Source organism: Paenibacillus rhizoplanae (assembly GCF_042684125.1).
Classification (GTDB): Bacteria; Bacillota; Bacilli; order Paenibacillales; family Paenibacillaceae; genus Paenibacillus_AQ; species Paenibacillus_AQ rhizoplanae.
This window is the reverse complement of record NZ_JBHUKY010000033.1, coordinates 423,978-438,936: the sequence shown is the minus strand read 5'-3', so window position 1 is coordinate 438,936 and position 14,959 is coordinate 423,978. Positions and strand designations below refer to the sequence as shown.

Sequence of the window (14,959 nt, the reverse complement as noted above, 5' to 3'; positions counted from 1 at the left end):
GAAAGCAGGAAAGTGTGAACGCAAGGTCGAATACGTAGCACTGAGCATACGTAATTGAGGAATCTTTGGAGGTGCCTGCACGTGGAATCGGAACAATGGAGATATGACGAGCTTAGTGAAGATATCGAAGCCATGTGCATCAGCAAAGCGGAGGAATTCCGGCTCCTCGGCTATGAATATGTGACCGGTAAGGATATTTGGGATTGCATCAGCCGCAATTATGCCAAGGAGGGAAGACCTCCCCTGCATCGGCTGGTCAATGACATCTATTCGCTCAAGTCAGGCAGTTATATGACTTATCTGACCCTGGCGGCCTATCGGGGATTGAATTAAGAGAAGTATTTGTCAAAAGGAACGATTTTCTTTTGCAAACGGGTACTGGAAGCAGTAAAGTAAGGAATGAGTGTTCAGACTTGTCCTATCAAACGGAGGTATCCTCGCTTTGCAGCAGAACCTGCCGTTTCTTTGTGTGAATCCGGCACCGTCATTCCTTCTGAATTGACGGTCATTTCGCACGTAGCTATAATAGGAATATTGATGTAATGAAAGGGGAACTAGCTAGAGCATGAAGAGAATGTTGAGCTTTATCATTACCGTGGTCGTTCTAACCGGCGTCATGGTATTTACAACTCCCGGGCTGCTGGACAGAGTCCGTCTGGGTCTTGACCTTAAGGGCGGATTCGAAATTCTGTACCACGCAGAGCCAATGGATACGGGAGGAACTCTGACCCGCGCATCGCTGCAGAAGACTGCAGAGAGCCTGGAGAAGCGGGCGAATGCACTCGGAACCAGCGAGCCTGAGGTGACCACCGAAGGTACGGACCGCATCCGTCTGAAGATCGCAGGTGTTACCGACGAAGCAGAGGTCCGCAAGAAAATGAAAGAACCCGCAGTTCTGACCTTCCGCAGTGCCAAGGAAGGGGATGCTGCCGGGGTATTCAGTAAGATTGAGCTGGTAGGCAGTGACTTTGTTGAAGGTGCGGCAGAGGTACAGCGCGATCAACTGAACCGTCCCGAAATCAGCATCTCTATCAAAGACAAGAAGAAATTCGCAGAGATTACCGAGCGTCTGCTGGGTAAGGAACTTGCCATCTATCTGGATGAGAACCTGTTATCTGCACCCCCAACGGTACGAGCTGTCCTGACCGATGGTAAAGCTTCGATCTCCGGGGGATATACACTGGATGAAGCCCGTGAGATTGCCGATACGATAAACCTCGGTGCGTTGCCGCTTAAGCTGACAGAGAAGTATTCCCAGAGCGTAGGGGCAACCCTCGGCAAGCAATCCTTGGATGAGACCGTCAGAGCCGGTATTATCGGTTCAGTGATTATTCTGCTCTTCATGCTGCTTATGTACCGTCTTCCGGGCGTACTGGCCAGCTTCGCGCTGATCCTGCATACGTGGCTGCTGATTCTGGTATTTGTTTTGGCTGACTTTACATTGACCCTTCCCGGTATTGCCGCGTTCATTCTGGGTATAGGGATGGCCGTCGATGCCAATATCATTACTAATGAACGGATCAGGGAAGAAATGCGCAGCGGTAAAGGCATTATGTCTTCCGTCAAAGCAGGGAACAAGACCTCCTTCCGTACAGTTATGGATGCGAATGTCACTACGATTATCGTAGCGGCTGTCATGTTCGCCTTCGGTACTGGTGCGGTCAAAGGCTTCGCACTGATTCTGATCGTGGAAATTGTACTTAGTATCGTAACAAACCTTTATTTTGCCCACTGGCTGCTGACAGTGCTGGTTAAAGCCGGCGCACTCAACAAGCCGAAGCAATTTGGGGTAAAGGAGAGTGACATCAGTGCGCTTTAAGAAAGAGCTTGATTTCGTACATTTAAGTAAATTCTTCTATATCTTCTCGATTGCCCTTACGGTGGCGGGTCTGGTCTTTCTGGCAACCTTCGGCCTGAACTACAGCGTTGACTTCAAGGCCGGGTCCAATGTGGACGTAGCACTCTCGAGGAGTGTCACACTGGCTGAGTTGCAGCCGGCCCTAAAGGGTGCGGGTATCGAGCATGAACCAACCATTACGATCGGCGATAAGCGGGTCAATATCCGCTATGATCAAGAGCTGAGTGATGCACAAAGTGAGACCCTTAAGAAGTCAATCAACAAGATTGATGAGAAGGCATCCTTTGAGATCAACACCGTGGATACCGAAATGGCCAAGGAACTGGCCCGCAATGCGATCTATTCGGTGCTGCTCGCCAGTATCGGGATTATCATTTATGTTAGTATCCGTTTTGAATGGCGTTTTGCATTGGCATCTATTGTAGCACTGCTCCATGATGCCTTTATGGTTGTAGCGATCTTCTCGATCTTCCGTCTGGAGGTAGATATAACCTTCATCGTCGCGGTGCTGACCATTATCGGTTACTCGATTAACGATACCATCGTTATCTTTGACCGAATACGCGAGAACCTGCGCTTCGGCAAACAGAAGTCGTATGAGGATCTGAAGATTCTGGTCAACAAGAGTGTGGCGCAGACGCTTATGCGTTCGCTGTATACAGCGTTCACTGTATTTATTGCTGCATTCTTCCTGCTGATTATGGGCGGCGAGTCGATTCGAATGTTCTCACTTGCCATGGTTATCGGTCTGCTCTTCGGAGCTTATTCATCCATCTTCATCGCAAGTCCGCTCTGGCTGCTCCTGAAGAAGCGCCAGAAGCCGGCTGTGAATGCCCCGGCCAAAGTCTAACACCCGGTTGTTCTGTAAGCCGCGTCTGTAGCGACGCGGCTTTTCGGAATCTTCGGGTCAGGATGTCTTGCTTGATTACTTGATTTCATCATCATGAGTTTACCTGCTAGTGGTAAGGAGGGCCTCGTTATGAGTGACAAACCATTACTCCAGAAACAATCCGTTGCCTGGACCGGAATCCTTAGTGATGTTCTACTCGCTGTAGCCAAGGGAAGTATCGGTTATCTGTCAGGCAGCAAGGCATTGTTGGGGGATGCAATCTATTCCGGAGCAGATGCCGCTGCCAGACTGGCGGGGGTGATTCCGTGGAACCTGAAGCAGAGTAACAAGGCTGCGGGCGCAGCAGAACGCGGCCGGGCTGCGCAAGGAAGCAAGGAGCCGATGGCGGCTATTCTATTCTCTGTGCTGATTATTATGGGCGGGCTGCAGGTGGCTTTCTCGGCGATCCGTGATTTGACAAGGGGACATCTGTCGGCACCGGAGGAGTCAGCGCTTGCCGCTGTCCTGCTGTGCATTGTGTTCAAAGAGGCTGTATTTCAATACCAGTACCGTTATTTCAAAAAAAAGGGCGACGGCAGTCATGCGGCTTATGCCGATAGCCACCGGTTCAGCCTGTATACGTCTATAACTGTATTTATTGGGATTGCCCTGGCTATAACAGGAGGATACTTGAATTGGCATCCTCTGCTCTACATGGACCCAATCGCAGCTCTGCTGACCGGATGTCTGATTCTCCGCAAAGGCTATTCATTAATTGCTTCCTCTGTATACAGCAAGAAGATTCAGGAGCTTCCTTCCGAGGAAGCAGCCAGCTTCATTGAGACGGTTCAGCGGGTACACGGAGTCATCCAGGTGGAGCAGCTCCGGGCGCTGGAGGAAGGCAATTATGTCAACCTGCATGTTAAGATTAGTGTGAATCCGCGGATCAGCGTGATGGAAGCTCAGGATATTTCGGAATGTGCGCGGAAGCTGCTGCAGCACCGGTTCGTTCATGTTGGTGAGGTTCATATGGATGTTGTGCCGTATGATCCGGGTTATCCTTATAAAAGCAATCATGAGCTCGTGGACAACGATATTCCCACGCTGCTTCAGTAGTCTGCAAGGTGAGAGAAAGGTGAGCTGTATTGCTTCATTCAAAAACAAGATGGCAATCTCCGGCAGCCGATTCCGAGCGTATTTCGGAACTGGCCCGGAGCCTTTCTATTTCTCCGCTCCTTTCGTCACTGCTGGTGCAAAGAGGCATGGATACCGCTGAGCTGGCACAGGTATTTATGGATGGGGGAGCGGAAGATAGACATGATCCATTCCTGCTCAAAGGAATGGCTGAAGCGGTGCCGCGGATACAAAAGGCACTGCAAGAGGAAGAGCATATTCTGGTGTACGGTGATTATGACGCAGACGGGGTATCCAGCACGGCGCTGATGATCTACCTGTTGCGTCATCTCGGGGCCTCCTTTGACATTTATATTCCCCATCGCTCCAATGAAGGCTATGGACTGCATAATCATGCGCTTGACTGGGCGGTCCAACAGGGTGTATCTCTCGTCATTACGGTGGATACTGGTATCAGTGCCTATCATCAGATTGCCTATGCCACTGAGCTGGGTATTGATGTTATTGTCACGGATCATCATGAGCCGCCGGAGCTGCTGCCTGAGGCGTATGCTCTGATTAACCCGAAGCTGCCGGACTGCCCGTATCCGTTCAAGGGTCTGGCCGGAGTAGGGGTGGCCTATAAGCTGGCTGAGGCGCTCCTGGGCAGCGAAGTGCCGGAGGAATGGTGTGAGATTGCCGCCATCGGTACGGTGGCGGACCTGATGCCGCTGCTGGGCGAGAACCGCAGTCTGGTGCGCAGAGGCCTCAGCAGCATGCGGAATTCGGCGTTTCCGGGCATCCGGGCGCTGCTCTCGGTGGGCGGGATTACGATGAACACCGTCAGTGCGGTGAATATCGCCTTCGGGATGGCTCCGCGCATTAATGCCAGCGGAAGGCTGGATCATGCAGGCCGGGCAGTTACACTGCTGACTACGGAGGATGCGGCAGAGGCTGAACAATTTGCCGGAGAGCTGGATCTGCTGAACAAGGAACGCCAGCTGGTTGTAGAGCGAATTGTCACCGAAGCCACAGCCAAGCTGGAGGAGAGAATTAGCCGGAGCGGACTGCCGGATATTATTGTGCTGGCGGACCAGGGCTGGAATGTCGGCGTAGTCGGCATTGTGGCCTCCAAGCTGCTGGAGCGGTATTACCGACCGGTCGTTATTCTGGACATTCATCCGGAGACCGGGATGTGCAAGGGTTCTGCCCGCTCCATCCCGGGCCTCGATATCTATGCGGCCTTGTCCTCATGTGCCGGGCTGATGGACCACTTCGGAGGACATCCGGCTGCTGCCGGGATGAGTCTGCCGCAGGGCAAGCTGGAAGCCTTCGATGCGGCCCTAAATAGCTATGCTGCGTCTATTCTGACCCCGGAGGACTTCGTAGCTGTTACGGCTGCGGACGGTGAGGTATCCATTGCGGATCTGACCCTCCAGGCTGCGCTTGAGCTGGAGCGGCTGGCGCCGTTCGGCATGGCCAATCCGCTGCCGAGATTCATTCTGCGCGGTGCGGTTGTGAAGGAGACACGGAAGATGGGCCAGGAGGGCAAGCACCTGAAGCTTGTGCTCCAGCAGGACAAGCTGACGATTGAAGCTGTGGCTTTTGGCAAAGGTCCCTTGGCTGAGCTGCTTCCGGACGGCACAGTCGTGGATGTACTGGCAGAGCTGTCCATCAATGAATGGAACGGCTCGCGCAAGCCTCAGCTGATGCTGCAGGATCTTGCAGTGCCGAAGGCGCAGCTGTTCGATCTGCGGGGCGCAGCCGATGCCGTCAAGCAGGCTGCACATATTCAGGAGCTGCTCCGCACCTATAGCGGCAGCAGACTGGGCCAGAGTGCAGCGGTCTTCCAGAACAGCTGGACAACGCCGCTGCGTGATCTGAAGGGCATGTCCCTCTGGGTATACGATGAGGCTGGCGGGATCTCGGCGGTACATCAGCCGGAGGGTACGCGTGACGAAGAGGGACTGTCGCTGCTCTGTGTGCTGGATATGCCGGAGTCCCCGGAGCAGCTGGAAGCGCTGTTCACTGCTTTTCCCGAGACGGAGAATATAGCCCTGCTGCATTCGATCCGCGACGGGCGTGACCGGCTGCAGGTTCCTACGCGAGATCATTTCAAATCGTTATATCAATGGATTGCCACGATCGCTGCGTCTCCAACTCCTGAGCATGAAGTGCTGCTGCGGCTCAGCCGCCAGTCGGCGCTTGGTGTGCGTATGGTGAGCAGAATGCTGGATGTATTCGATGAGCTTGACTTCATTGAGCGCAGCGGCGGCACAATCACCTTTGTCCCGCAGCCTGCCGCCAAGAGTCTGAGCACATCAGAGCATTTCGTCAGACTGGGCAAGACAGCGGAGATGGAGCAGTATTTCATGGAAGGCAGCCGCAGTGAGTTGCAGGAATTCATGCTGTCGCATCGTTTAGGTGCCTCATAACGGCTGCGCATGCTGCCCGGGTCATTTGGTTCGAGTAACTTCAGCGGGGAAGCTTCCCGCTTACTTTTAGGAGATGATGATGTTGGATTTCAAAAACAATATTCGCGTAATTCCGGATTTTCCCCAGGCTGGAATCAGCTTCAAAGATATTACTACGCTGCTGAAGGACGGCGCTGCGTACCGTGCAGCCATCGATGAGCTTAAAGCTCTGGTGGCCCATCTGGAGATCGACGTCATTGCCGGACCGGAGGCGCGCGGCTTTGTAGTGGGCGCTCCATTGGCTTATGCGCTGGGTGTAGGCTTCGTGCCGATCCGCAAAAGCGGCAAGCTTCCTTATGAGACAATCGAAGTAGGTTATGATCTGGAATACGGCAAGGATACTCTCGCTATGCATACCGATGCGATCAAGCCGGGCCAGAAGGTACTGATTGCAGATGATCTGCTGGCTACAGGCGGGACGATTGCTACTTCTGTTAACCTGGTAGAGCAGCTTGGCGGCCAGGTGGTCGGTGCTGCATTCCTGATTGAATTGACAGCCCTGGCTGGACGGGATAAGCTGTCGAATGTTGAAGTCATGACTTTGTTGACTTACGAGGATTAATTCTCCCCGGGTAACTTTTCCCGGGAAATATAAAGCGGCCTGCTGTCGAATGAAGACAGCAGGCCGCTTTTTGATATTTTAACAGAGGAGAGTCACTTAATGTGCCGATTTGTCAGCTTCCTGTTCATTGGACAAGCCGAGAACTTCGATGATCTTGAACAGCAAAGCGAGCAGCATTCCGACAATAGTCGCCAGTGCCATCCCTTTCAGCTCTACACCGCCCAGCTTAAGCGAAATGCCGCTGATGCCTACAACCAGTACCAGTGAAGCCAGAATCATGTTGGTGGCTTTGGAGAAATCGACTTTTTGCTCGACGAAGATACGTAGACCCGACGCCGCGATAACACCGAACAGCAGCAGGGATACACCGCCCATAACCGGCAGCGGAATGTTGGCAATGACTGAGGAGAACGTTCCGGAGAACGACAGCACGATGGCGATGACGGCAGCCCCGGCGATAACATATACCGAGTACACCTTGGTCAGTGCCATAACGCCAATATTTTCACCATAAGTGGTATTAGGCGTAGAACCCATGAATCCTGACAGTACCGTAGAAATCCCGTTACCCATCAGCGAGCGGTCCAGTCCGGGATCTTTGGTCAGGTCCTTGCCGACAATATTACTGGTGACCAGCAGATGGCCGATATGCTCCACAATGACAACAAGCGATACAGGAATGATGGTGAGGATCACTTGCCAGTCGAAGGATGGGGTAATGATGGTGGGATGGGAGAGGAAGCTTGCTTGAGAGATAGCGCTTGTATTCACCAGACCCAATATATAAGCAAGTACGTAACCGGTAACGATACCGATGAGGATATGAATGATTTTGGGGAAGCCGCGGAACAGCACGGAGCCGAGTACGGTAACACCGAGCGTGACGAGCGACAGGGTAATGGCTTTGCCGTCAGGCGTCCAGTCCGCGCTGGCTACACCCTCAGGAGCAATCAGTCCGGCCATCCGTGCGGCTACAGGCACTAGCTCCAGTCCAATCGTCGCTACGATGGCTCCCATAACTGCCGGAGGGAAGACGATATCAATCCAGCCGGTACCGGCATAACGTACAATTAAGGCCACAAGAATGAATATAACACCAGTCACGATAAAAGCGCCCAGTGCAAGCGAATATCCGCGCTCATGATCGCCGGCATGTTCTTTCAGCACAAGCAGGACCGGAGAGATGAAGGCGAAGCTTGAACCCAAATAGGCAGGGATTTTGCCGCGGCAGATCAGTATGTAGAGCAAGGTGCCGATACCGTTCATCAGCAGGATCATGCCGGGATCTACCCCGAACAGGTTGGGAACAAGCACGGTGCTGCCGAACATGGCGAACAGATGCTGAAGACTCAGGAGGAAGCCCGGGCCCCAGGGGAGTCTTTCGTTAACTTGAATTTCGCGTTGCAATGGAGTTCACTTCTCTTTCTGATCTAATTTGATTTGATTTGACCATTCTTCTCTTATAAAAAACCGCCTTTACTAGATTAAATAGATCGGCGGGTTTTTACAACAACATTTTTACCCGTGCCACAAAATTGTCTTTTCTTGACCCTTTACCTGACAGGAATGCCACGCTATGGCAAGTGTTGACGGAATCCCTCGTAAGCGTCATAATTATAGACAACTTTAACCTGAGCGTAATGCAGCCGGGAACGTATGGAACCTGCAAATTCTGCATGCTTGCAGGTTCATTTTATTATAGAAGGGAAACGGATACGACGAGAATGGGCATAGAGCAATTAACCGAAAAGGCTGGCGCCTATATAAAAGAAAAAGATCTTCTCCGCATCCGTGAAGCTTATGAATTCGCCGATCAGGCTCATCACGGGCAGGTCCGTAAATCGGGGGAGCCATACATTCTGCATCCGCTGGCGGTCGCAGATATTGTCGTCAATATGCAAATGGATGTGATATCCATTATTGCTGCGCTGCTGCATGATGTTGTGGAAGATACGACGGTGTCTCTGGAGCAGATCCGCACGCAATTCGGCGATACCTGCGCGATGCTGGTAGACGGCCTGACCAAGCTGGAACGCATCCGCTTCCGCTCCAAGGAAGAGCAGCAGAACGAGAACTACCGCAAGATGTTCATCGCTATGGCCCAGGATATCCGGGTGATCGTGATTAAGCTGGCGGACCGTCTGCATAATATGCGTACGCTCAAATACCAGTCCGAAGAGAGTCAGCGCCGGATTTCTTATGAGACGCTGGAGATCTTTTGTCCCATTGCGGACCGGCTCGGGATCTCTGCGATCAAGTGGGAGATGGAGGATATTGCGCTCCGTTACCTCAATCCGCAGCAGTATTACCGGATTGCCAATCTTGTACACAAGAAACGGGCAGAACGCGAGCAGTTCATTGACAGTGTCATCGGCCGCATCCGCGCCAAGCTGGATGAAATGGGCATCGAAGGCGATCTCTCGGGACGCCCGAAGCACATCTACAGTGTCTATAACAAGATGAACACCAAGAACAAACAGTTCAACGAGATATATGATCTCCTGGCTATCCGCATTATCGTCGACAATATTAAGGATTGTTATGCCACTTTGGGTATTATTCATACGCTTTGGAAGCCGATGCCTGGCCGTTTCAAGGACTATATTGCTATGCCCAAGGCGAACATGTATCAGTCTTTGCATACAACCGTAGTAGGTCCGGGGGGAGAGCCGACAGAGGTCCAGATCCGCACCTGGGAGATGCATCGCACGGCCGAATTCGGGATCGCCGCCCACTGGGCGTATAAGGAGGGCAGCAGCAACAACGTCAATCCCGAGAACCGGATGCCGTTCTTCCGCGAGATTCTGGAGCTGCAGCATGAAGCGAAGGATGCCGAAGAGTTCGTGGAATCGCTCAAAATGGACTTTTTCTCCGATCTGGTCTTCGTATTCACGCCTAAGGGTGAGGTAGTGGAGCTGCCGGCCGGCTCGGTGCCGCTGGATTTCGCGTTCCGCATTCATACCGAGGTCGGGAACCGGACAATCGGCTCCAAGGTGAACGGGCGTATTGTTCCGCTTGACCATAAGCTGAAGACCGGGGATATCGTGGAGATTCTGACCTCGAAGAATTCGTACGGTCCAAGCCGCGATTGGCTGAAGATTGCCCAGTCCTCACATGCGCGGAGCAAGATCAAGCAGTGGTTCAAGAAGGAGAAGCGCGAGGAGAACGTGGAGAAAGGCCGGGAGGCCATAGAACGCGAGCTGAAGCGCCTGAACGTGGAGGTCTCTGACTGGCTGACGGAGGACAAATTGTCCGAGGCTGCGAAGAAGTTCGCCTTCAATGATGTGGAGGATATGCTGTCGGCGGTCGGCTTCGGCGGGATTACCGCTGCTCAGATCGCTTCCAAGCTGACTGAGAAGCTGCGTAAGGACCAGGAGGAGGCCGCAGGCCATCTGGAGCTTACCTCCGAGATGAAGGCGATCAAATCCAGCGGAGAGAAGCGCAACCAGCCGACCAACGGGGTCCGTGTCAAGGGGATCGACAATCTGCTGGTACGCTTCGCACGATGTTGTAATCCTGTGCCGGGCGACGATATCATCGGATATGTGACCCGTGGACGGGGCGTATCGGTACACCGTGAGGATTGTCCGAACATTCCGAACGAGATGGACGGGGAGGAAGCAGCCCGCGTGATTGAAGTGGAGTGGGAAGGCAGCATGGAGGCTAATTATAGCGTCGATATTGAGATTACCGGCCACGACCGCAACGGGCTGCTGAATGAAGTGCTGCAGGCGGTATCGGAGAGTAAGACCAATATTTCAGCGGTCACCGGGCGCTCCGACAAGAACAAGATGGCGATGATCCATATGACGATTCTGATCCGCAATACCGATCACCTGCAGTCTGTGGTCGACAAAGTGAAGCGGGTCAAGGATGTGTATACCGTTAACCGTATTATGCAGTAGGTGCTAAGGCAAGGAGCTGAAGGATGAGATGAGAGTCGTTGTGCAGCGCTGCAAGAATTCCAGTGTGACGGTGGATGGTGCAGTAACCGGAGCCATTGGAGAGGGCCTGCTGCTGCTGGTCGGCGTAACCCACGAGGATACAGAGAAGGATGCCAAGTATTTGGCGGACAAGGTTGCCGGACTGCGGATTTTTGAGGATGCGGCCGGTAAAATGAACCATAGTGTGACGGAGGCCGGCGGGGCCATCCTGTCCGTCTCCCAGTTCACGCTGTACGGGGACTGCCGCAAGGGCAGACGCCCCAACTTCATGGCAGCCGCGGCTCCGGCTGAAGCTGAGCGGCTCTACGACTACTTCAACCAAGAGCTGCGTGCCGGAGGGCTACAGGTAGAGACCGGCGTGTTCGGAGCGATGATGGATGTCGCCCTGACCAACTGGGGACCGGTTACGCTGTTGCTGGACAGCAAGGGTTAGGACTTAATGCGGCAGACGCAGCTTTAACTGTAAAAAATACATCACGGGACTCCACATGGTGGGGTCTTTTTGCTTCGAGTTAGCCAAGCGGGATAGCAGCAGCCCTAGCTGGATAGACTATGAATGATGCACCATTATTCATAAGTGCGGGGAGCAAACAGAATGAGACAAGCACCAAAAGCATGGATGTGGAACACGATTCAGGCCCATATGGCCGGGTCGATGACCGAAGCTTCAGCGACAGCCAAGGAAGCCGGGGACCCGAAGGAGCCGCAGGGGCTCCAGCGCAGAGGCCGCGGTCTTTTGCCGCGTACCTAGCCGGTGAGAAGGTAGGCTATTTCTCGCTGAAACGGTACCGTCTTAAAGGACGGCAAAGCCGTTTCCACTTGGCGCGGAGGCATTAGGGACGGAACAGAATTTACGGGAACTGCTTAGGCTTCGTTATAAAGCGGGGGAATGAGGGTAATAGATTGACGAGACGACAGCAGCCTAGAGAGGAGATATGGATCTCATGAGTAAAGTAGCTTTTCTGCTCGCCAATGACTTTGAAGATTCTGAAATGAAGGTTCCTTACGAAGAAGTTCTACAGGCAGGACATCAGGCAGAAATCATCGGTCTGAAGAAAAATGAGACCCTGCTCGGCAAACAAGGAAGCGTATCCTATGCCGCCGATAAAGCAATCAGCGAGGTCACAGCCGCAGAGTATGATGCAATAGTCATTCCAGGCGGATCTTCGCCGGAGAATCTCCGTCTTGACCCGGATATTCTGCAATTCGTGAAGGATGCTGACCGTGCAGGCAAGCCGATTGCCGCTATCTGCCACGGCCCGCAGATTCTGATCAGCGCTGAACTGCTGCAAGGCCGCACGCTTACCTCCTACCCGCCGCTGAAGGATGATCTGATCAATGCCGGCGCGGAGTTCAAGGATGAAGAGGTCGTCGTAGACGGCAATTACATTACTTCACGCACACCCAAGGATGAGCCCGCTTTTGTGCGTGAGCTGCTTAAGGTGTTGTAATACATGCATAACCCGTTTGGCATAATATAACTTTATGGGAGGGATTTACAATGACTAGAAGAATCCAGGCCTATTTCAGTACAGAAGATGCAGCGGAAGGTGCTAAGACTTCTTTGATTCCGTACGGTGTAGAGGGGATTGAGGTATCAGCATTAACGGACCCTTTGGATAATGGAGTAAATAACCGGCGCAACATTCTGATCCCGCTGGGCTCCACTAATACCGCTTCAACAGGTGCCGGGGGCGTGTACGCTGCCGGAGGTTCAACGGGTATGGGGTCCGGTGCGGCCATTGTCCCGGCTGTTGTGACAGATAATGATCTGAAACGTACGGATGAAGTACGCGCCGATGAAGTACGTACGGAGGGCGAAGTGCATAGAGGGGAAGAGCTGACAAGCAGTGACCTGGAGCACCTGCACTATGTCATGGATCTCAAGGTAGCCGAGAATCATTACAACGAGGTTGTAGAGGTTCTGCGCGGCAAGCAGGCTTATGTGGAGATTTTTGATTAAAAAAGACTGCGGTATCGCCGCCGGTATCCTTTCAGCTCCAGCCCTCCGTTATGGAGAGGCTGGAGCTGTTTTATATGCAGCCTAAAGGGAGGACGGCAGGATGATGTAGACAGGAATAGAGTGATGGTGTAACCTATGGATGAGCATGACAGCGGAGATTTGGACGGATTGGTGAAACGCTTTCTTTTCTGTAATGCAACTGTAACACTACATTCATGATTCCTTAATATAGCGTGTTTATAATAGAAGCATGACCCCCTTTTTTATAATATATGATGATGGACCTGCAGCAATCGGCTGCAGGTCACTTTTTTGTTTTTAGGGGATTACAAGCAACATAGTTATTATGTTAATTTGAGCGATTAACGAGGCATATTTGGTAGCATAACGGAATCTGAGTCCGGTTAACGCGTGATTATGGATTTTTTGCCCCAATAGCGGAATCTCAGTCCACTTGGCTGAAGGAACGTCGGCTGGTGGCAGCTTATTTTATTCAATCCTTGACTTTAGCGCAGTGGTTCAGTAGAATCTAACAGTATAGGTAAGTTTATATTGTTTTGATGACGGGACCAAGTAATCCGTAACCCACAACCCCAGAGAGGAATCCCGCAGATCAAGGCTGTCGTCCAGGTAAGGAGGACACATGCTGATCCGCACGGCTGTAAGGATTCTGTTGATGAACGGACGAATGACCTCCCCGAGAACGCACGGCGAACGCAGGCAGCAGGAATGCCTACAGTCAGTAGCCGGTTGCGCGTAGGCGGGCGTTAACCGCTTAGAGCGGAGCTTACGCAGAGCAAGTTGCTAAGCCCGGAATGTGGGTGGTACCACGGGTGAATTATTGGTTATGATAATCCCTCGTCCCTGTTTGTAATTGAACAGGGATGAGGGGTTTTTTGCTGTTTTTAGGGGTTATTTTCAGGAGGGATAGACTGTGGCTAAAGAAAGATTCGAGAAACCTACAGGTACGCAGGATGTACTTCCGGGTGCAGTAGAGAAATGGCAGGTAGTGGAGGCCAAGGCAAGAGAGCTGTGCCGCCGCTTCAATTACCGGGAGATTCGTACCCCGCTGTTCGAGCACACTGGGCTGTTCGAGCGCGGAGTCGGTGAAACAACGGATATTGTAGAAGGTGAGATGTATACCTTCAAGGACAAGGGCGACCGCGATCTGGCGCTGCGTCCCGAAGGGACAGCAGGCGTGGTACGCGCCTATGTCCAGAACAAGCTGTACGGGGAGCCGGATGTCAGCAAGCTATATTATATCGGACCGATGTTCCGTTATGAACGTCCGCAGGCCGGCAGATACCGCCAGTTTCATCAGTTCGGCATCGAAGCCTTCGGCGCGGTGGACCCGGCGATTGATGCTGAAGTCATCTCGCTCGGGTACCAGTTCTACATTGATCTGGGGCTGAAGGATGTGCGGGTGGAGCTGAATTCCGTCGGCAACGCACCCAGCCGCGCAGCATACCGCGAGAAGCTGCTGGATTTTCTGAGACCGATGAGAGAGAGCCTGTGCAGTGACTGCCAGCGGCGGATGGAACGCAACCCGCTGCGCGTGCTGGACTGCAAGGTCGATCAGGACAAGTTCGGCGGAGCGCCTTCCATTCTAGACAGTCTGGATGAAGAGTGTACGGAGCATTTTGCCAAGGTTAAAGGTCATTTGGATGTGATGGGTGTGGAGTACAGCATTAACCCCCGCCTGGTACGCGGCCTTGATTATTACACGCATACAGCGTTTGAGTATAAAGCGGCAGGCATCGGCTCGATCGACACGGTGGGCGGCGGCGGCCGGTATAACGGTCTCGTAGAAGAGATCGGCGGACCGGATCAGCCGGGCATCGGGTTCGGGATTGGCCTGGAGCGGATTCTGCTGATTCTGGAGAATCAGGGCGTGACGCTTGAAGCGGCGAAGCCGCTGGATGTGTATTTTGTCGCACTGGGCGAATCGGCAGATCTGGAAATCACGAAGCAGCTGTTCCGTCTGCGCAGCCTTGGATTCTCTGCGGAGCGCGATTACCTGGGACGCAAGATGAAGGCACAGATGAAGTCGGCAGACCGCATGTCGGCCCGGTATACGGCGATTCTTGGCGAAGATGAGCTGAATAATGGCGTCATCGCACTGAAGTCGATGGAGACCGGCGAGCAGCGGACTGTGAAGCTGGACGAGCTGGCGCAAGCGCTGATTCAGAATTAGGCGAAAAGGCGAGCATATGTAA

13 protein-coding genes are annotated in these 14,959 nt (G+C 53.0%); 12 read left to right on the top strand and 1 reads right to left on the bottom strand.

Annotation, left to right across the window (positions count from 1 at the left end):
- Nucleotides 1-81 precede the first annotated feature (81 nt).
- From ACFSX3_RS20740 to ACFSX3_RS20715, 6 genes are all read left to right on the top strand, one after another.
- Entirely contained in the window at nt 82-333 is a 252-nt protein-coding gene (locus ACFSX3_RS20740; protein ID WP_036690543.1) for a post-transcriptional regulator, read from the top strand.
- A gap of 232 nt (nt 334-565) precedes the next feature.
- Nucleotides 566-1,819, top strand: coding sequence for a protein translocase subunit SecD (secD, locus tag ACFSX3_RS20735; protein ID WP_209994223.1), 1,254 nt, complete (start codon nt 566-568; stop codon nt 1,817-1,819).
- Nucleotides 1,809-2,708: a protein translocase subunit SecF gene (gene secF / locus ACFSX3_RS20730; protein WP_209994224.1), complete on the top strand. Its 900-nt coding sequence runs from the start codon at nt 1,809-1,811 to the stop codon at nt 2,706-2,708. Before secD ends, secF begins: the two co-directional genes overlap by 11 nt.
- A 129-nt stretch (nt 2,709-2,837) precedes the next feature.
- Nucleotides 2,838-3,803, top strand: a complete 966-nt coding sequence (locus ACFSX3_RS20725; protein ID WP_209994225.1) for a cation diffusion facilitator family transporter — start codon at nt 2,838-2,840, stop codon at nt 3,801-3,803.
- 29 nt (nt 3,804-3,832) lie between these two features.
- Complete coding sequence (recJ, locus tag ACFSX3_RS20720) at nt 3,833-6,235, top strand: single-stranded-DNA-specific exonuclease RecJ (protein ID WP_209994226.1); 2,403 nt, start codon at nt 3,833-3,835, stop codon at nt 6,233-6,235.
- 82 nt (nt 6,236-6,317) lie between these two features.
- Nucleotides 6,318-6,836, top strand: a complete 519-nt coding sequence (locus tag ACFSX3_RS20715) for an adenine phosphoribosyltransferase (protein WP_209994239.1) — start codon at nt 6,318-6,320, stop codon at nt 6,834-6,836.
- 96 nt (nt 6,837-6,932) lie between these two features.
- Here the strand turns inward: ACFSX3_RS20715 and uraA are convergent, their stop codons facing one another.
- Nucleotides 6,933-8,243: a uracil permease gene (gene uraA, locus ACFSX3_RS20710; protein WP_209994227.1), complete on the bottom strand. Its 1,311-nt coding sequence runs from the start codon at nt 8,241-8,243 to the stop codon at nt 6,933-6,935.
- A gap of 317 nt (nt 8,244-8,560) precedes the next feature.
- Between uraA and ACFSX3_RS20705 the strand changes: the two genes are divergently transcribed.
- The 6 genes from ACFSX3_RS20705 (at nt 8,561) to hisS (ending at nt 14,937) form a co-directional block, all read left to right on the top strand.
- On the top strand, nt 8,561-10,741 hold the full coding sequence (locus ACFSX3_RS20705) for a RelA/SpoT family protein (protein WP_209994228.1): 2,181 nt from the start codon (nt 8,561-8,563) through the stop codon (nt 10,739-10,741).
- A 28-nt stretch (nt 10,742-10,769) separates the two neighbouring features.
- Nucleotides 10,770-11,213, top strand: a complete 444-nt coding sequence (gene dtd / locus ACFSX3_RS20700; RefSeq protein WP_036690534.1) for a D-aminoacyl-tRNA deacylase — start codon at nt 10,770-10,772, stop codon at nt 11,211-11,213.
- 162 nt (nt 11,214-11,375) lie between these two features.
- Nucleotides 11,376-11,531, top strand: a complete 156-nt coding sequence (locus ACFSX3_RS20695) for a hypothetical protein (protein WP_209994229.1) — start codon at nt 11,376-11,378, stop codon at nt 11,529-11,531.
- A 193-nt stretch (nt 11,532-11,724) separates the two neighbouring features.
- Nucleotides 11,725-12,231: a type 1 glutamine amidotransferase domain-containing protein gene (locus ACFSX3_RS20690; RefSeq protein ID WP_209994230.1), complete on the top strand. Its 507-nt coding sequence runs from the start codon at nt 11,725-11,727 to the stop codon at nt 12,229-12,231.
- A 50-nt stretch (nt 12,232-12,281) separates the two neighbouring features.
- Nucleotides 12,282-12,743 carry a hypothetical protein gene (locus ACFSX3_RS20685; RefSeq protein WP_209994231.1) on the top strand — a complete coding sequence of 154 codons (462 nt, stop codon included), beginning with the start codon at nt 12,282-12,284 and terminating at the stop codon, nt 12,741-12,743.
- 934 nt (nt 12,744-13,677) lie between these two features.
- The gene (gene hisS, locus ACFSX3_RS20680) at nt 13,678-14,937 is read left to right on the top strand and encodes a histidine--tRNA ligase (protein WP_209994232.1); all 1,260 of its coding nucleotides are present in this window, start codon (nt 13,678-13,680) and stop codon (nt 14,935-14,937) included.
- The last annotated feature ends 22 nt before the right edge of the window (nt 14,938-14,959 follow it).